Genomic DNA, 18500 nt, shown 5'->3' on the forward strand with positions numbered 1-18500 from the left:
CCGAGTACGAAGCGACCGCCTATACCCGCAGGTCAACCAGCAAGGTAGCGTGAGATCAACTTATCGACCCTGTCCGTCAAACCGGGTCAACCCCAGGGGTTCGGAATGAATCGGGCAAGGATTCCGCCTATGCGTGGGTCCTCGGCCCAACGGTTGTACTGGGCAGTCTTGGCTTGTGTAGGCAGACGCTCCCAGTCAAGGTAGTCAGCGTCGGCGTAGAGAAGCTTAACGACCTCGTCACGGACGCTGGGCGGTATTGTCGGCATCTCTCAATTTCCTGTCTCAAGCGTGGCGGGAAACTGTAGGCGGTGCTCGTCGTAGGCGGTTTCGAGGCTCGCCGCGTCTTTGATCCATTCCTCCATCAGTGATTCGACGCGTTGGTCAGAGAAGGTGATCGTAGATTCATGGCCCAGCGGCAGCGTCTCGACGTCGTCGGCGTCTATGTCGCGGCGCAGTTTCAGGGTGGCGGCGATACGGCGCAGATCACTGACGAAGTCGAGGACGGCGACGCGATCCTTGCCTTCTCGTAGCCGCAGGCCGCGACCGAGTTGTTGGACGAAGATGCGCCGGCTGTGGGTGACGCGGGCGAAACAGAGGATGTTGACGTCGGGAATGTCCACACCCTCGTTGAGGATGTCCACGGCGGTGAGTACCCGGGTCTCACCTGCTCGGAAAGCCAGCAACCGCCGCTGTCGTTCTCGCATCGGCAGGCCGGCGTGGATAGCTTGGCTGCTGCCCCAGGGCGGTGAGTCGTTGAGCATGTCGGCCATACGTTCGGCGTGCTCAATGGTGCGGCAGAAGACCAGGGCACGGGGTCGTGGCGTGCGGTTCCATGTAGTAGCGAGTTCGTCGCGGATTGCCTCGTCGCGCTCTGGCAGGAACAACCTGGCGTTGAGCTCTTTGAGGCTGTAACCGTATTCGCTGGCCGTGCGGACGACGTCCCAGTCGATGTTGTCGACAAAGAGCCGGTAGTCGACCTGGGCGAGGTAGCCACGGCGCATGCCCTCTTCGATGCCCAGCGTGTAGCTGGGTTCACCGAAGTGCGTGGTCAGGTCGTAACGGTCGCCGCGCCAGGGGGTGGCGGTGACGCCGAACTGCCGTGCTGGCGCGAGCCGGTCGAGGAGTTCGGCGAACTGGCCGTTCTCACCGATGTGGTGCGCCTCGTCGACCATCACGAGGTCAGGCTTGTACCCAGTCCGGACGACAGCGAGCGCTGAGGCGACCGTGGCGCAGGTAACCCCCCCGAGGTCGTCGGGGCGATCGTCGCCAGTGAGTAGCCGGGTGCGAGCACGCTTTGGAAGGTGTGTCCAGAGGGCTCGTTCAAGCTGGGCGACCAGGTCGCGGGTGTGCGCGACCACCAGAACGTTGGCGCTGGGTGCGTGCCGCAGGTGTTCGGCGATAACGGAGCCACCGACGACGGTCTTGCCCATGCCGGTGGCCAGGATGAGCATGGCTCGGCGCCGGTCGGCCAGGTCAGCATTGATGGCCGCGACGGCGTCGCGCTGGTACGGACGCAGGGTGACTGGTGCGAGATGGCTGGGAGCGCGGTCGTACGCGCGACGTAGCACATCCCCAGTCCAGAACTTGATGGGGCGGGTGATCGCGGCGAGTTCGTCGGCGCGGCGGATCGCCTTAGGGCCGGGTGAACTGGTCGTGACCACAGCGGCCTCATCGGCTCCGTAGAGCTCTCGGGCGCGCTGGACCTCGTCGACGGCCTCGGCGCCGATGGGTCCGTTGAGCTTCCACTTGCATTGCAGTACCCAACCGCGGCTGCCGTGCCAGCCGAGGACGTCGGCGCCGCCGTCACCGGACCCGTCGATGGTCGCGAGGTTGGTGAAGCCGAGGTGCATCAGGAGGCGTTCGACCTGACGGGGGAACTGACGTGGTCCGACATCGCGCAGGAATGACGCGTCCATGAAGGTCATGAGGGTCCGTCTACGCCGCGTCAAGTTCACGTTCGACAAGGTCACAGCTGAGTCGCATGCGCTGCAGCTCGTCGACCTCCAGACGTGGTGTGTGGTCGGCCATGAGGGCGATCTCGTTGACGAGGCTAGTCACCCGGGATAGGCCGAGAGCGCGGGCGGTCTCGTCGGTAAGGGTGCTGAAGCGCCGGCGGAATACGCGGCCGTCGAGGAAGGCGTCGGGTCGTCGTTCGATGAGACGCACGATGGCCGAGGCCGGTACGTAGTGAACGAACTCACCGGTGTCGATCGCGTCCTCCCAGCCGCCACTGACGCGTTCCAGGGCGAATCGACGTTCGGCCTCGGCGGTCTCGCCGGGCAGCAGCATCTCCCAGTAACCGGTTGGCGAGCCCTTGATCTCGTGGAGCATGAGGGTTCTGATGCGGTCAAGCAGGTCGCGCGATCGCTTCGCGAGAGAGTCGACGGTGATCCGACGGTCGTTGGACGCACGAATCTTGATCTTCTCGAGGACCGTGATCAGCGGCTGCCGTGCGCCGGGCGTCCTGGCGATAAGGAACTCGGCGAGGATGACCTGGACCAGCTCGGTGAGGTCGACACCGAAGTCGGTCAGCATGGGATGTCTGCGGGCGAGGTAGACCTCTACGCGGGGCGCCCGGGTGAGATGGGCGAAGATCGCTACCGATCGTCCGGTCGGGTCGACCAGTTCGGCCTCGTCGACGGCGTAGACGGTGACATCAGCCTTACCGAGCTCGGCGGCGTCGAACTTGCCACCGAGCGCGGGCGCTAGCGTGGCGGCCTCGCGGTAACGGCTGAGCCGCTCATCGACGGTCTCCGGCCGACCGGGGGACACCGACGGTGTCGGCGAAGGACCGTCGGCGGTACGTGAGGGCTTATCGCTGCTCGAGATCCCCGGTTCGGCGGTTGTGCCGCTACCCGCCGGAGGCTCGGTCAGGCCCATTTCGTCGAGGACGTCCCCAGGCTCTCGGGGGGTGGGTACGGTAAGGCCCTTGTCGTGTTGTTCGGCCGCCTGGTACCAGATGTCATCGTCCTGGTAGGCAGGGTCGCCCTTGCGGAAACGGTCAACCCAGTCGGTGACCTTGTCGCGCAGGGCCGTCTGGCCGTTGCCGGGGATCAGATACTTCAGGCCAGGCTTGTCGGTGCGGAACCCGGTATACAGCAAGGCCAGAGGGCTGCGATTCTCCTCGAAGCCGCGCCTTCTCGCGATGTTCGGTCGTAGCGGGGCCTCTCCGCGGACGGTCCGGACGACCTTCTTCCACTCGCGGGTGTCGTATTCGAAGGCGGTCTTCTGGTAGTTGACGGCGACGTGGTCGCAGTGGATCTCACCGACGATTCGGCCCTCGTTGCGAGGGTTGTCGACGGGGTACTCCTTCTCGGGGTCCTCGTTCCCGGTGGGGTCGACCCAGTCGAAGATGTTGTGATCCCGCAGGAGGATCTTGCGGCCGTTGCGGAGGAAGTCGATCCCGTAGTCGCTGGAGTGCAGGTAGCGCTGGATGCCGATCCATCCGTGGATGCGTTGTTCGCGGATCTCGAGCCGGCCGCCGTTCGGACAGAACACGCAGACCTCGTGGTCGGCGGTCTGCCACTTTCCGCATACGGCACAGGCCTTCATCGTGCCCATAGTGACGTCGATGCGCTGTACGGCTCGGATGTCGACCCCGTTGCGTGTGACGTACCGATCCTCGCCCCAGATACAGGGCCGCCGCGGTTCGACCTTCCGCCGGTTGACAGTGAGTTCGAATTCGTGTTCGCGCAACAGGTAGCTGTAGACGTCACCCAGCTTGGTGCGGATGGCTTGGTGACCCTGGAGCAGGGCCAGTCGCTCGGGGCGCAGCGCGCTGATGATGACCTTCGTGCCGTGGTCGGCAGGGTCGTCCTTGGGCTCGTAGGTCACCGGAACGTCATAAGTGTTACCAGTGCTGAGACTCGGCAGGTCGAGCGTGACCAGAGTCCAGTGTGGGTCCCCGGCGCGGGTGGTTCGCACCTGAGTGCGCTGACCGAGCCGAGCAGTGGCGATATTGAAGCCCATACCGAAGAGGCCAAGCGCCCCGTGCGCGTTGTTGGAGGTCCAGCCGGCACGGATCGCGTTGTTCAACGTTGCAAGGTCCATGCCACGACCGTTGTCGACGACCCAGACCTCGGCGCTCTTCAGGTCGCTGCCCTTCGGCGGCAGGGAGATCTGCACCGATGGCCTCTCACCGCCGGCGTGGCCAGCGGAGAGGAACTCGTCGAAGGCATTGTCGATCAGTTCCGCCAAGCACTGCCACGGGCTGAACTCGATGTCACCCAGGACCGTGAGGATCCGCGGATCCGGTGTCACGTCGATGGCCTCGATCGCCACTCACACCCCCAAATTGATCATGCCCGCAGCGGCTGGCGATGACGAAGGGCGCGCGTCGATTGATATCGACGCCAACCCGGTGCGGAGCGTATCGGATAACCCGCTCGGCGCGCATCCCAATCGGGGTGGCGGGAAAGACCAGCCGCAGCGCCGAAGGCGTATGCCCCCACAATTGGGAGCGGTTCTTGAATCACGCCTGCGGCTTAGAGACTAACAAGCCGTTCGGAGTCGGTCAAGCAATCGCTACAGATGGGCCCAGAAGCCTCCAAACGGGCAATTCTCTCCGTCGTCGGGCCAATGCTAGTGAAACTGTTTCGGGGGCACCCCGCCGGCGAATGTTGTCGCACCTGTGTGCTCTCATCGTTCGCCTAAGGACAGACGCGAAGATGCGGAGGCCTGGCCATGCGTGAGGAGCTGGTCGCGAGAACTGTCGAGGTACTTGCCGAGGACGCTGATCGCCTCGGCGAGTTGACCTGGGACCATTTCGTGGGCATCGTCAGTCGGCGAAAACTCGACGCCGATGAGGTGTCCAGTGCCCTCGCTGAGCTCGCGCGTCACGGCTTGACCATCGAGCGAGAACGCGACGAGGAGCGACAGCTCGACGAGTCGCCCGAGCTCGCACGCTCTTGGCGTTTGCCCGCCGAGATGCGACGTCACCGTATCTTGACGGCGGAGGAGGAGGTTGCCCTCGGTCGGCGGATCCAGCTCGGTATGGCGGCTAAGGGTCGGCTTGAGGAAGACGGTGGTGACGCCTCGGCGTGGCACCTAGTCGAGGATGGACGTCAGGCTCGCGACGAGCTGGTGCGCTCGAACCTGCGGCTGGTGGTCAGCATCGCCCAAAGGTACGGCCCCAGCGCGGGCGATCTCGACCTCGACGATCTCGTTCAGGAAGGGACCCTTGGGCTTCAGCGCGCGGCCGAGAAGTTTGATCCCGCTCTGGGGTATAAGTTCTCCACCTATGCGACCTGGTGGATCAGGCAGTCTATCGGTCGCGGGATTGACATGACTGGCTCCGCTATCCGCCTTCCCGTACATATCTGTGAGAAGGTTCGGAAGATCAATGGATACGCACGTTCATTCGAATCGCGAAACGGTCGACTTCCATCTCTGTCAGAGCTCGCCGAGGGAACCGAGATGGATGCTGCTGACGTTCAGGCCCTGCTGGATATCACACGCCCTCTCATTCGGCTCGACACACCGGTAGGCGATGACGGCGGAGCAAGCACACTGGGTGACTACCTGATGAACGATCCAATGCCCGCGCCGGACGAGGTCGCTACCGCCGAGAACGTCTCCGCACAAGTCACCGGCGTACTTCAAGCGAACTTCGACCCTCGCTCGGTCGACATCCTCGAGCGTCGATTCGGACTCGTCACCGACGAGCCCGCGACGCTCGAGGAGATCGCACAGGTCCACGGTGTCACCCGCGAACGCGTGCGACAGATCGAACTGAAGCTGCTCATGGCCCTGTCATCCGATCACGTGATCCTGGACCTCGCCCGGTCTTGGGGTCTTCGACCGCAACCGAACTCACCCGCCGCCAAGCGCGCGGCCGTCGCGACCCCGTCCGGTCGACCGACGCGCACCAAGGCGACCGCCTCGCAGGAGGGCAAATGATCGACTACAAGGAACGCTTCGTCCAGTGGCTGGACCAGCGGGTCACCAGCGCCGGATTGGGCACCGAAGATACGACCAGCACCGTCGACCCTTCCGGCGTGTTCTGGCTGGGGCGTCTCGCGCCCGAGAAGGAGGCGATGGCAGAGACTCGCAGAGAGCGGCGGATGGACCCATGCTCCGTGGGAATACGGTTCAAACCCGCGGCCCCTGGGCCGTGGTCGTTTCAGGTGCGGGTACGCGCTCGGGGATGGAACCGGATCACGGTCGGCTCCAAGGATCTCGACACCCCTGAGGAGTGGGCGAAATCTGCGGTAGCGGAGGAGACGATCGACGTCACGGCACACGGGGGTATGCGGCCAACTGACTTCGGAGCCGAACTGCTTACGTCCGCCCTACGACGGGTTGGCATCGGCACGGCTACCGCTGTGGTGCAGGTGTCGGACGAGTCCTGGCGGGGGACACCGGAACTCGTCGTGACGGTGGTGAACACCACAGCCGAGTCGGGTCAGCCAAAGGGCGAGCGTTACCTATTTGAGGTGGAGCTCGCGGTCGAGGGACTCCCCACCAGCCCGTTTATCCTCGAATCGCTGCCAGACAGCTTCCGCTACGAGCGCGAGATGCAAGCGCTGGGCATCAACTGCGGCGTCGAGATGCGGGGGACGACGTTCGTCACCAGGGACACGGTGGTCGTGTCGACCAAACGGCCTACGTTCCGTTTCGGCTACACCGCTGAGGACAAACTGGACCTGTCGTTCGCAGGGCTTACTGATGACCCTCTTCCCCGGCTACGCCAGCTTGTCGAGGGATACGCCCAGTGGGGCCAGGCCGCTTGGTCACCCGAGGCCCTCGCGCGGCTGCAAGGTGACGGACCGGCGTGGACACCAGAGATGATCGCCGAGGCCGACCGTGGACGGGCGGCGTACGAGGCGGAACTCGATCGGCTGCGCCGCGGAGTCGCGGCCCTGGAGTCCTCCCCGCAGCTACTACGGGCCTACCGCCTGATGAACAAGGCCATGGGACGCACGGCAAGTCGCCGCGGCATCACGTCCTGGCGTCCGTTCCAGGTGGGCTTCCTGCTAGGCGTACTACCCAGCCTCGTCGAGGGCCGACGCGACTGGAATATCGTCGAGATCGTCTGGTTCGCCACCGGTGGCGGCAAGACCGAGACCTACCTTAGTCTGCTAGTTCTCGCTGTTTTCCACGATCGGCTCCGCGGCAAACACTCCGGTATTACCGCCTGGTCCCGGTTCCCCCTGCGCCTGCTGTCGTTGCAGCAGACCCAACGTTTCGCCGACGCGCTCGGTGCCGCCGAGCTGGTGCGCAGAGAGCACCGCGTGCCCGGCGACCCGATCGCGCTCGGCTATTACGTCGGCAAGAGCAGCACGCCCAATGACATCCCGGTGGAGCCAACCAAGGACAACCCCATCGATGTCGAGGACGACACCATGCCAGCACGCTTCAACGTGCTGCTGCGTTGCCCATTCTGCGCGGCCCGCGACGTCTCCACCCGATTTAACCGGCGGCACTGGCGCCTCGAACACTTCTGCTCGGCGCCCGACTGCCCGTCCACCGGAGAGGCGCTACCGCTGTTCGTGGTCGACAGCGAGATCTATCGCTTCCTTCCCAGCGTCGTGATCGGCACCCTAGACAAGGCCGCGCTGATCTCCATGCAAGCCGCCATGCGTGGTTTCATACACGGCCCCGCAGGACGATGCCGGCGCCCCGGCCACGGCTTCACCTATGCCAAGCGCGGCAGCAGACCAGCGGGCTGCCTCGTGCCCGGCTGCAAGGATCCGAGCGAGACCATCAAGTCACACGATCGCGCGATGTTCGCGCCGTCGTTTCGACTGCAGGACGAGCTGCACCTGCTGCGGGACTCCCTCGGCGCGGTCGACTCACACTACGAGTCGATCCTCGACGACCTGCAGGTCAAGAACACTGACACCGACCCGCCGAAGATCATCGCCTCCTCGGCCACCCTGTCGGGCTACCAGAGGCAGACCTCCACGCTCTATGGCCGGCAGGGACGGGTCTTCCCGGCGCTCGGACCGTCGGTCCACGAGAGCTACTGGAGCGCCGCGACACCGGGAATATTGCGCCGGTACGTCGCCGTCTGGCCCCGCGGAGTGACCCTCGAATGGGTGTCCGACCGCACCATCACCGTCCTGCAGCAGTCCGTACGAAGACTGCTCAGCGAGCCCGACGTGGTGTGCGCCCAGGCCGGGATCGAGCCAGTCCACGTGCCCGAACTCCTGGATCTCTATGGCACGAACGTGATCTACGGCAACACCGTCAAGGACGTCGAGGCCGCCCGCCGATCGATGGGCACCCAGGTGGACGTCAATCCGCTCAACACCGTCTCCCTCACTGGCCAAACCCCCTTCGACGACGTGCGCACGGCCATCGCCGAACTCGACAGACCACCGGTGGACTTCGATGAGCGCGTCCACGTCGTCGCCGCGTCATCCATGTTCTCGCACGGGGTGGACATCGACCGATTGAACATCATGACCGTCCTGGGCGTGCCGCTGACCACGGCCGAGTTCATCCAGACCACCGCCCGCGTCGGCCGTACCCACCCTGGCCTCGTCTACGTCGTTCATAAGATCGGACGGGAACGCGATGCCGGCGTCTACAGCCACTTCCAGGCCTTCGTCGAGCACGGCGACCGCCTCGTCGAGCCGATCCCCGTGACCCGCAGCAGCCGACGCGTCCTCGACCTAACGAGCGCTGCGGCGATCGAGGCCCGACGATTGTTCTTCCACGAACCCCGCTCCGAGCGGCTCAAACTCACCACGGCCGACCTTCTGCGCGCCCACCACCGCACGGTCGTCACCACCGTCGACGACGAGACCAAGGCTTTACGCGAGATGCTCGGCATCCGCGACGACGAGCACCTGCTCGACGAGGACCTGCGCCGCGCCGTGGAGATCTACTTCGCCAAACTCAACGACCTTGGCTCCGGCGCCAAGTGGCCCCACGACATCCTGCACCGCCGCCCAATGACCTCCCTGCGAGATGTCGAAACCCAGATCCCGATCAGCGACGACTAAGGAGCACACCACTGTGAAGGACAAGCGCAGCGGCACGCAGGTGCTCTACGGCCTGCTACCCGAGCAGACCGCCGACCTGCAGGGCGGAATCTGGAAGACGGTCGAGTGGCGCGACCCCATCAAGGTCGACGTCGATGAGGCGGCGATCCGCCAACGCCTGGAAACCGAGATCCTCGGCTGGACCAGAGACGTCGGAGCCGTCCACGCCTCCCGCACCCTCGACATCGAGGTCGTCAAGGTCAACGACGCCCGGGGTGTCAAGGTCGAGCGGTACCCCGAGATCTACATCTGCCGTCACTGCCGGCGCGTCGAATCCGTACGGGACAGGAACTGCGCGTGCGGTCAGCAAAGCTGGCAGCAGAGCCACTTCGTCGGGTACCACGAGTGCGGCCGTCTCGAGGCCCCCCGCATACCCCGCTGTGAACGGCACAACCAGGTGCGCATGGAGTACCAGCCCACGATCGACGCGAGCAAAATCCTCTTCAAGTGCCCAATCTGCCAGACGACACTGCAACGCGGCTTCTCATACCGCCGCTGTCCGTGTGGCCGCCGCTGGCCTCAACGAGACTCCCACGCTCTGGCCTACACCGTGCACCGATCCGCCAGCGTCTACGCACCCCAGAGCTTCGTGCTGATCAACCCGGGGACCAGACGCCGCATCATCGAAATCACTGAGTCGGGTGGCCCGCGCCGTGCGCTCACATGGGTTCTCAACGGCATGCGGGAAGATCGTCCCAGCGAACGTCAACACACCACCAGTTCCTTGGTCGACCAGCTCGTCGCAAGCGGCGTGTCCCGTGCGGTCGCTGAACAGATGGCCGGGGTGGCCGCCAGCCACGGTGAACTGACGAGCGAGGACGACCTCGGCCCTCTCGCCGCCGCGCCCCACGAGCGGCTGCTCCAGGCTGAACGCGAGGCGGTTGACCTCGCGCTGGCCACCTTCGACGGACGGGTTCGAGTGCAGGACCTGATTAGCGACGGCGTGCCTGCCGCAGTGCGGGACCGATACACGAACGCCTACCCAGAGGCCATACAGCGTGCAGGGCTAGAGACAGTCGAGCTCGCCGACCGCTTCCCCGTGATGCGCGCGGTCTACGGCTTCACTCGTGGCGGCACTGTGCCAGGCGCGGTGAACCTCAACCTATTCAGCGGGAAGCGAGGCCGCCGCGTCTACGCCGACCCGCAACAATCCGAGGCCCTGATGTTTCGGCTGAACCCCACGCTCGTCGCCCGCTGGCTGCGTCAACGGGGACATGATCTGTCCACCGCGCCCGACGACCGCAGCATACGCGCCGCGATCGCCAGCGCCATTGATCTTCCCGACAGATTCAATGAACACACGGGCCAGCCGACACCTGGTTCGGACCTCCTGGCGCTAGTGCACTCCTACGCGCACCGGGTTATACGTCAGCTGTCCGTTTTCGCAGGCGTGGACCGCGAGAGCCTCGGCGAGTACCTACTGCCCAGTCACGGCGTGTTCTTCGTGTTCGCCGCCGCGCGGGGCGACTTCGTGCTCGGCGGCCTGCAGGCGGTATTCGAGAACGACCTACAGACGTTCCTCGACGCTGTCGTCAACGCCGAGCACCGCTGCCCCCTCGACCCCGCTTGCGAGCGCAACGGCGGCGCCTGCCACGCCTGCGCACACCTGGGCGAGCCGGTATGCGGACACTTCAACCGCTACCTTCGCCGCAGGACCCTCTTCGGCCCACACGGCTACCTCAGGCTAGTGAGCTAAAGAGGATTCGACCAGGGCGCGGGCCGTTGCGACTGCGGCCCGCACCCTGTCAGCCGCGACCGCAGCCCCCTCATGTTCCCAGATCCGCAGGACCGTCCACCCCGCCTCACGCAACCGGAGATCTGTCTCGACGTCTCGCCTACGATTGCCCTCGATCTTCGACGCCCAGAATTCCGCGTTAAGCCGCGCGGGGCGGTAATGCGCCGGACAGCCATGCCAATAACAGCCATCTACGAACACCGCGACCCTCGCCCGCGTAAAGACCAGGTCCGCAGTACGTCGCAACGACGGTATGGGGCGGATGCCCACACGGTAGCGCATGCCCATCGACCAGACCGCGCGACGAACACGCATCTCCGGTCGGGTATCGCGACCACGATTTCCGCGCATCACCCGTGCGATCGCATCTGACGATGCTGCTGGCGACGGCAGCGAGCTAGCGTCGAGCCCCATCACAGTTGCGAAGTCCGTTTCGTCACCCCTTTTGGCCTCAACTGAGCCCGCACGGATTCACCTACGACCCTCGCCAAGTCCACGGGCACCGCGTTGCCCAACTGGCGCATCTGCGGACCCCGCGAACCGTCAAGCTTCCACTTGTCGTCAAAGGTCATCAACCGTGCCACCTCCCGAACAGTCAAGTATCGGTAACGCCCCAGCCGGTCGATGACGGTCAGCTCACCGCCTGCGACCCCGTGGACACCAGCCTTGATCGTCTTCGAGGGCAAGTCGAGATCGCTGGGATGATGGCCCCGATACATCCTCGCCCCGGGCCATCCCACGTGATGCAGTGGGCCGCCGGCGTGCTTCCGATCCAGCGCGGGCTCGTCAAGGCCCTTGATCCCGTCCCGTACGGTCCGCCATGGTGCCTTGTCGTCGGGCAGCATCTCCGTCAAGGACTCGGTCAGTTCCTTGCGAGGAGCAACCCCATGCCTTTCCCAATATTCGCCGTTAAGAAGTTCTCGGATTAGACTTGAGCGGCTATGAGTCGGCTCTGGCGGGACCCATTCCACGTTCAGGCTAGCCCTGAATGCGACGATGAAAAGGCGCTTCCTCAGTTGGGGAACGCCGTAGTCGGCGGCGTTGAGCGGCACGCCCTTCACTATGTAGCGATCCTCGTCAGGGACGTCCTTTGCCTTGATTCGCTTGCGTAGGCGTTCGTGATGGTGCCGCCAGTGCTCGCCTTCGAGACGTTCCTCGTGGGGTATGCGAAGGCCATCGAGGATGTACTCGTAGTAATCCTTGAACGATGGACGCATTAGGCCGATCACGTTCTCGGCGATGACGACGTCGGGGCGAGCCTCGTGGGCGGCGCGGAACATCTCCGGCCAGAGGTTGCGCTCCCCGCCGATCTTCTCCTCGATGTCCTGGGCTTTGCCGGCAATGCTCCAAGGCTGGCATGGGACTCCGCCGGCGAGAACATGAACTTTGCCGGAGAAAGGATAGAACTTTACATCCTGGACTTTGCCCTCATAAAGCGGCCACGGACTGTTGGCGGTCGGTACCGACTCGGCAGCGGTGGCAGGATCCGTGCAATCTACCGCTCGGTTATATCGGAGAGACTCGCAGGCTCGGTGATAGGACTCAACGGCCAGAAGGTGGCGAAAACCTGCTAGATGCAGCCCCTCAGCGAGCCCTCCAGTGCCAGTGAACAACTCAACGCTGGTCAGAGGATCGTCGTCGCTTCCCTCCTGGGCACTGCGACTAGAACGTTCGTCCACAACCATCCCTAGTACCCTACCGCCGCCACAGCAAGAAAGAAGCCCCACGTGGTTCCCTGCAGCCGGGCTGGTCCCATCAAACATGTTGGCACCCCGTCTTGCCAAGTCACGCGCCGACAACCCCTCAGTGGCAACGGCGGCGTCACACCCACGAGCTCGCCCAGAGGCTCGCCCTTGTTCAACAGGTCGGTGCGCCCAGAATTGTCATTCTGGTGCGGCGCGCGCGTCCCGTGACGACGGGCGGTCGGCCCGCCGGCGGTCGTCAGTCCAGGGCGACGCTGCCGAACCCGGGACAGGGGCCGGTCCGAAGATGAGCGGGACGGTGGTGCATCCACAGCACGACGTCCAGGACCCGCAGCAGGCCGACGGTGGACGGGATCCCGGCGCGGTCGCGCAGCAGCGCCAGCTCGTCGCGCAGGATGCCGCCGTCGGCCGCGAGCCGCCGGTGCAGTCGCAGCCACCTATCCGTCACCGCAGGCTAGCCGCGCGACGATGGCCTCGATGAGAGTTGTCAGCACCGCACTGCTGGCGCGGGCCCGCCGGTATCCGAGAGTCAGGGCCGCCATAGCGATTACGGCGGCGGGCCACCAACGTATTGCCCAAGGCAGGCAGAGCAGGCCCCACGCGGCAAGGGCCGCGTCGGCGTAATAGCGTCGGCTTGCGGTGCTGATCAGAGTACGGGTGTCAGCGTCGGTCAGAATACAAATGGACACCCATGCCATCGGACTGGCCCAAGACACTCGGCGTCGATCTACCCGAAGGTCGCCTTGCGCCCGAGGAAGGTAATCGGATCAACAACTTGCTCGGCAGGCGAGAGCCTGAGCCTGGCACTTCGTGCTGTACCTGGAACCGGGATGGTGGGCAGCGCTTGGTGCGCCTCGCGGAGTGTCGCTATCATGCGCGGCAACACCAATTGGCCAAATTGGCAAAGTCATCGACTTCGGGGCTGGTAGAGGGGTTCACCCTTACGTGCTCGCCTCTCGAATTCCGCTACCGTAGTTGCTGCCTGGGTAATGAATTCAGCGGCGACCTTGTCAGCCAGAGTTCTGATCTCCTTGCTGCCGCTGGGAGTTCGCGCATCGTAATCGAAAACGGGTTTGTAGTGGCGGTATCCGCCGCATGCCATGAACTCCCGTAGAGGCATCTCGCGCACGTTGCGGCTGTTCCAGTTCGGCCCCCACGCCGCCCCTAACGCATTGTCGCCGCGGACCATTATGGTGGCATCACCAACTAGCGGAACTCGAATTTCGCCGATCTGCCAACCGTCAACAACAAATGCCTTAGACCATAGAATGCCGAAGCTCGTTAGTCTCGGCTTGCTAGGCCATGAACCGTGACCGTACACGTTGGGAAGGTATTCGGATGCGCCCAGGTAGAAGGTTTTACCACCCGGAGCGAAACCTCGCAGTGCGGCGATGGCGGCCTCTACGTCCGCTACTAACTTCCTCGCCCCTGCAGTGGCTGCTTGGAGATCGCGATTCCATGCAATCTCAATTGCCATCTCCCTTGCCTTTGCCTCAACCTCCTTTCGGTCTTCGTGAACCTTCTCGGCGCGAGCGGCTGCTAGCGCATCCTCGAATGACGTTCCCATGCGGGCATGGTAGGCCAACGACTCTCGCGGCGGTAGAGGAGAGTGTACGGAACAGTTCGGAAAATCGAACAATCCCGAGCATTTCATGATCGGATAACGGACGTCCGGCAGCGTCACCCAAACTGGCCAGACCGATACCTGCCGATGTCATGTTGAGTGAAGTTCGAGGGCGTGAAGCGCCCGACAACAGCAGGCTCTGCCCCTCGGCAGGTAGTAGGGCGGGCGCATCCCGGTCGTCTTCACGCCTACATAGGCTGCGGGCTGTAAGTGAGGAGTGACGTGAATGTGATCCTCATGTTTGACTGTCGGGTATGCGACCGGGGCAGGCGCGGCTGGCGATCGACTGTGGAAGCGCCACGACGACGGCGGTGCTGGCGTGGCCGGACGGGTCGTGGTCGCCGCTGCTGTTCGACGGTGAGCCCGGGCTGCCCAGCGCCGTGCTCGTCGCCGCCGACAAGTCGGTGGTGACGGGGCAGCGGGCGTGGCGGGCGGCCGCTACCGATCCGCAGCGGTTCGTTCCCCACCCCCGGCGTCCCGGCGACGAGCAGGTGAGCGTGGCCGGTGAGCAGGTCGCCCCGGCGGATCTGGTGGCGGCGACCCTGCGGCGGGTCGTCGACGAGGCCCGCCGGGTGGCCGGCGCTCCAGCGGAAGACGTGCGGTTGGTCGTGCCGGCGGGATGGGGGCCGCGGCGACGCACCTGGCTACGCCACGCCGCCCACCGCGCCGGGCTGCCTCAACCGCAGCTGGTGGAGGCGCCGGTGGCGGTGGCCTCGCATGCGCTCGCCGGGGGTGTGCAGCTACCGGTGGGTTCCGTGGTGGTCATATGCGACTTGGGCGGCGGCGCCGAGGTCAGCGTGCTGCGGCGCAGCTCGGTCGGTTTCGAGGTGTTGTCCACCCTCGCCGACCCGGACGCCGGCGGTGACGCCATCGACGCCGCGATGACCGCCGCCCTAGCCCCTGCAGGAATGCCCGCGGGGGACGGGTGGGCGCTGGCGGCGAGCGTCCGCACGGCGAAGCACGCCCTGGCGGGGCACCCGGCCGTGACGGTGCCCGTGCCGTCCGGGCCGGCGGTGGTGCTCAACCATCTGGTGTTGGAGCAGGCGGCCCGCCCGGTGATCGTGCGGGCGGCGGGGCTGGTACGGGACGCGGTCGACGCCGCCGAAGTCGCTCCGGCGGCGGTCGTGGGGTTGTGGTGTGTCGGCGGTACGGCGCAGATGCCCCTGGTTGCCGATGTCCTAGTGGCCGAGACCGGGCTGCGGCCGTTGTTGGTGCCGGATCCGCTGCTCGCGGCGGCCCGAGGGGCGGCCGACGCTGGCGGTCTGGACGCCGGACAGGCGCCGGGGTCGGTGGTGGAGGAGCCGCTGCCGACGATCTGGCGGGCCGCCGCGATCGGGGTGCCGGGGTTCGCGTCGTTGGCGTTGGTGTCGCACATGCTGTTCACCCCGACGTGGCATTCCGGGCAGATGCGGCCCTGGGCGTTTCTCAACTGGGGCGAGTTGGCGATGGCGTCGGTGTTCGCCGTGCTCGCCTGTCTGGCTGCCGGCACCGTGCTGGGCTCGGCGCTGGCGTCTCGTACCGATAGTGGGGTGCCGTTGTCGCCGGGGGCGCAGGTCGCCACTGGCGTCCTGACCGCTGCTTGGCTCGGTGTCGCCATCACCGGTATGTACGCCGTGGTGGGTTCCCAGTACATCGGCACCGAGCTGGGGGCGTTCCTGCGGTGGACTGTCGTGCCGGTCGTACCGATCCTGCTGGTCGCGGCGGTGCTGGCGCTGATCGCGTTTCGTCAGTGGCGTACCCCGCGTGGTGGCTGGTCGGAGTTCCTGGCGTTTCCGGTCTCCTCAGTGGTGACGGCCACGGTGGGAATGATGTTGGTCCAGTGGTCGATGCCCGATAGATATCCGGCGCACATGGAGCTGTGGTTGGGGTTCGGAGGGCGCGTCGGTGGCTTGCTGATCGGTGTCGGGGTGATCACGGCTTTGGTGTCGGGCCTGTGGTTGCGGCTGGTGATGGGCCTTCCGTTTGCGATTCTCACCGCCACGCTGGTTGACAAGTACAACACCGGGACCGTCGCCTCCCTTTACGTCGTCGCGGTCACCGTGTGGTGGCTGCGTCGTCTGTGGACCCGCATCCTTTACTCGACAATTGCGTCCGCCCGCCCTCGAGGAACCCACCAACTGCCATCTGGTCCAACAGGTGTGTGAGGCAGGTTCCGGGTAGGGGGTGAGTGAGAGTGCGGTGGCTGCGGCAGGTCGCGTCGCTGCTGTTGGCCGCGGTGCTGCTGGCCGGCCCGCCGCTGCTGCTCGTGCGGGTGGTGGGTTGGCCGTCGGCCGGTGGCGCGCGTGCGGCGTTCTGGCAGTGGGTACGTGAGCCGCTGACCGACCAGAGCCTGATCATGATGGTGGGGGTGCTGGCCTGGCTGTTGTGGGCGTTCGTCGCCTACATCGTCACCGTTCGCACCGTTCAACGCCTGTGGGCGGGGGTGCGGTGGCTCCGCCGCCTGCCGCTGCCCACCCCGTGGCAGGCCACCGCCACCGGCATGGCCGGCGCCGCCGCCCTGACCATCGCCACCCCGGCCACCTCCGCCGTCGGCGTCGACGGCGAAGGGACGACGACCAGCGCCACCGACACCGTCCGCGACGACGTGGAGCGGCGTGGCACCGTGGACGGGGTCGCGGTGTCCGGCGGGTGGTTGCCGCATAGCCTCGCCGAGCAGGTGAGCGTCGCGGCGGGGTTGGTGTGGCTGCGCCGCCGCCGCGTCTACCTCCCGACCCACCCGCGACGCTACGACGAGGGCGCAGGCGATCTGGCGCCGCTACCGGCCACCGTGGCGGCCATCCAGGCCACCACCTCCCACCATTCCACGTCGCCGCCCGCGCAGGCGGCGGCCGGAGTACCGGTCATCGGATTCCCGCCCACCAGGGTGGGGCTGACGGGCCCGGGGGCGCTGGACGCCGCCCGCGGACTGCTGATCACCGTTCTCCTCAGCAGGATGCGGCAGAGCACGACGGGGCTGCTGATCACCCGCCGCGCGTTGGACATGCTGTTAGGGCCGGCCGCCGCACGCCTGCAGCCCGGGGCGGGGTTACGGATCGCCGACAGCGCCGCACACGCCACGACCCTGCTGACCGCCCCTGACACCGCGACCGCACCGGGTGGGGTCGATGGCGGGCGGCTGCCGGTGCTGATCCTCGACCAGCCACCCGAGGGCATGCTCGCTGACGCTCTTCCCCGGGTGGCGACCGTGGTCGTGCTGGCCGGATGGCCGCACGCGACGACGTGGCACGTCGCCGCCGACGGCCACACCCACGCTTCCGACGCGGCGGCCGCCGGAGGGCGGGTGTGCGTGCTCGACGCCGTCGCCACCACGGACCTGCTCACGGTCACCGGCCACCTGCACCCACCGGCACCCGACACCCCGACACACTCCGCGCCGCAGGCTCGGATTCCGCGCCAGGCGGCCCCGCGGCACGACGGCGTCGAACTCGGCCGGCGGTTGCGGGTGCGCGTTCTGGGTGAGCCGACGCTGCTCGTCGACGGCACCGTCCTGGCCTTGCGGCGCACCGCGGCACGCCAGGCCCTGGTCTTCCTCGCCGTGCACCCCGACGGCGTCGACAGCCATCTCATGGCCGAAGCCCTCTGGCCCGGACTGCCCGCTCACCGGCTCACCGGACGTCTCTACACCACCCTCAGCGAGCTGCGCACCGTCGTGCACGCCACCACCGGCCTGCACGTCGTCGACCGCGCCGGGAACCGTTACCGTCTGCATCCCGACCACGTCGATGTCGACCTGTGGCGCCTGCGGGCCGTGGTCGACCACGCCGCGGCTGCCCTCACCGACGCTGCCGCGGCCTGGCGGGCGGTCATCGACGCCTACACCGGCGACCTCGCCGCCGGACACACCTGGGCATGGCTCGACCCACACCGCGAAACCGCCCGCCGCCACGTGCTCGACGCCTACACCGCCCTCGCCGCCGCCGCGCCCGACCCCCGGCAGGCCCTGGCCTATCTGCAGGACGGCATCCGCGTCGACCCGTACAACGCCGACCTGCACCAGCGCGCCGCCCGCATCCTCACCGACCTGGGCGAGCACACGGCCGCCGCCGAACTGTCCGACCGCTACACGCGCCGCCTCACCACCGCCGGCCTACACCTCGACGACACCGCGCTCATACGCCCCGGCGCCTGACCACCACCGCCTACTGCTGTTCCGCACGCACCAGCTGGTCCTCACACCGGATCGGCCGGCTGGCCCGACCGCGTCAACGAGCGGCACCGGGCGGCCGGCAGCACCCGGCACGGTGACGTTGCGGCCTGTTGCCCGCCACCGCAACGGGCCACCGGCAGCGGAACCGACCCGACGACGACGGCACGGCGGCACCGGGCCTGACCTGCGTTTGTAAGGTTGTGTGAGGTCGTGTGAGGTTCTGTTAGCACCTCACACCCTCTCAACTGCCCGTCCTTCTCCTACGTTCGGTGGCGCGGCCATATCAGTGGCCGCCGATGGA

General features: G+C 66.2%; 11 protein-coding genes. 5 read left to right on the forward strand and 6 right to left on the reverse strand.

Annotated elements, in window-relative coordinates; all coding sequences use genetic code 11:
- Nucleotides 1–269 precede the first annotated feature (269 nt).
- Nucleotides 270–1925, reverse strand: coding sequence for a DEAD/DEAH box helicase family protein (locus ABZ795_RS14280; RefSeq protein ID WP_357530615.1), 1656 nt, complete (start codon nucleotides 1923–1925; stop codon nucleotides 270–272).
- 10 nt (nucleotides 1926–1935) lie between these two features.
- Nucleotides 1936–4281, reverse strand: coding sequence for an ATP-binding protein (locus tag ABZ795_RS14285; protein ID WP_357530616.1), 2346 nt, complete (start codon nucleotides 4279–4281; stop codon nucleotides 1936–1938).
- 402 nt (nucleotides 4282–4683) lie between these two features.
- Here ABZ795_RS14285 and ABZ795_RS14290 point away from each other — a divergent pair, with 402 nt between their 5' ends.
- The 3 genes from ABZ795_RS14290 to ABZ795_RS14300 are packed head-to-tail and all read left to right on the forward strand — an operon-like array spanning nucleotide 4684 to nucleotide 10686.
- Nucleotides 4684–5898, forward strand: coding sequence for a sigma-70 family RNA polymerase sigma factor (locus ABZ795_RS14290; protein ID WP_357530617.1), 1215 nt, complete (start codon nucleotides 4684–4686; stop codon nucleotides 5896–5898).
- Nucleotides 5895–8951: a helicase-related protein gene (locus ABZ795_RS14295; RefSeq protein ID WP_357530618.1), complete on the forward strand. Its 3057-nt coding sequence runs from the start codon at nucleotides 5895–5897 to the stop codon at nucleotides 8949–8951. Before ABZ795_RS14290 ends, ABZ795_RS14295 begins: the two co-directional genes overlap by 4 nt.
- A 13-nt stretch (nucleotides 8952–8964) precedes the next feature.
- Complete coding sequence (locus ABZ795_RS14300) at nucleotides 8965–10686, forward strand: hypothetical protein (protein WP_357530619.1); 1722 nt, start codon at nucleotides 8965–8967, stop codon at nucleotides 10684–10686.
- Here the strand turns inward: ABZ795_RS14300 and ABZ795_RS14305 are convergent.
- The 4 genes from ABZ795_RS14305 to ABZ795_RS14320 all read right to left on the reverse strand — a co-directional run bounded on the left by ABZ795_RS14305 (nucleotide 10675) and on the right by ABZ795_RS14320 (nucleotide 13995).
- Nucleotides 10675–11139, reverse strand: coding sequence for a very short patch repair endonuclease (locus tag ABZ795_RS14305; RefSeq protein ID WP_357530620.1), 465 nt, complete (start codon nucleotides 11137–11139; stop codon nucleotides 10675–10677). The genes ABZ795_RS14300 and ABZ795_RS14305 overlap by 12 nt on opposite strands.
- Nucleotides 11139–12410, reverse strand: a complete 1272-nt coding sequence (locus ABZ795_RS14310) for a DNA cytosine methyltransferase (protein ID WP_357530621.1) — start codon at nucleotides 12408–12410, stop codon at nucleotides 11139–11141. Before ABZ795_RS14310 ends, ABZ795_RS14305 begins: the two co-directional genes overlap by 1 nt.
- A 256-nt stretch (nucleotides 12411–12666) precedes the next feature.
- Nucleotides 12667–12876, reverse strand: a complete 210-nt coding sequence (locus ABZ795_RS14315) for a DUF6308 family protein (RefSeq protein WP_357530622.1) — start codon at nucleotides 12874–12876, stop codon at nucleotides 12667–12669.
- Nucleotides 12877–13335: 459 nt separating this feature from the next.
- Nucleotides 13336–13995: a hypothetical protein gene (locus ABZ795_RS14320; protein ID WP_357530623.1), complete on the reverse strand. Its 660-nt coding sequence runs from the start codon at nucleotides 13993–13995 to the stop codon at nucleotides 13336–13338.
- A 311-nt stretch (nucleotides 13996–14306) separates the two neighbouring features.
- On the opposite strand from ABZ795_RS14320, the gene ABZ795_RS14325 reads away from it, so the two are divergent.
- Together ABZ795_RS14325 and ABZ795_RS14330 are read left to right on the forward strand one after the other, a co-directional pair.
- Nucleotides 14307–16196 (forward strand): Hsp70 family protein, encoded by a 1890-nt coding sequence (locus ABZ795_RS14325; RefSeq protein WP_357530624.1) that lies wholly within the window; start codon nucleotides 14307–14309, stop codon nucleotides 16194–16196.
- A gap of 29 nt (nucleotides 16197–16225) precedes the next feature.
- Nucleotides 16226–18181 carry a hypothetical protein gene (locus ABZ795_RS14330; RefSeq protein WP_357530625.1) on the forward strand — a complete coding sequence of 652 codons (1956 nt, stop codon included), beginning with the start codon at nucleotides 16226–16228 and terminating at the stop codon, nucleotides 18179–18181.
- Nucleotides 18182–18500: the final 319 nt, after the last annotated feature.

It is taken from the genome of Micromonospora sp. NPDC047134, from assembly GCF_040643455.1.
In the GTDB taxonomy this organism is placed as follows: Bacteria; Actinomycetota; Actinomycetes; order Mycobacteriales; family Micromonosporaceae; genus Micromonospora.

What these genes read in the sequence shown, in the direction of transcription:
- ABZ795_RS14280 (WP_357530615.1), bottom strand. Translation starts at nt 1,925, where the DNA reads ATGACCTTCATGGACGCGTCATTCCTGCGCGATGTCGGACCACGTCAG.
- ABZ795_RS14290 (WP_357530617.1), top strand. Translation starts at nt 4,684, where the DNA reads ATGCGTGAGGAGCTGGTCGCGAGAACTGTCGAGGTACTTGCCGAGGAC.
- ABZ795_RS14295 (WP_357530618.1), top strand. Translation starts at nt 5,895, where the DNA reads ATGATCGACTACAAGGAACGCTTCGTCCAGTGGCTGGACCAGCGGGTC.
- ABZ795_RS14305 (WP_357530620.1), bottom strand. Translation starts at nt 11,139, where the DNA reads ATGGGGCTCGACGCTAGCTCGCTGCCGTCGCCAGCAGCATCGTCAGAT.
- ABZ795_RS14310 (WP_357530621.1), bottom strand. Translation starts at nt 12,410, where the DNA reads ATGGTTGTGGACGAACGTTCTAGTCGCAGTGCCCAGGAGGGAAGCGAC.
- ABZ795_RS14320 (WP_357530623.1), bottom strand. Translation starts at nt 13,995, where the DNA reads ATGGGAACGTCATTCGAGGATGCGCTAGCAGCCGCTCGCGCCGAGAAG.
- ABZ795_RS14325 (WP_357530624.1), top strand. Translation starts at nt 14,307, where the DNA reads ATGCGACCGGGGCAGGCGCGGCTGGCGATCGACTGTGGAAGCGCCACG.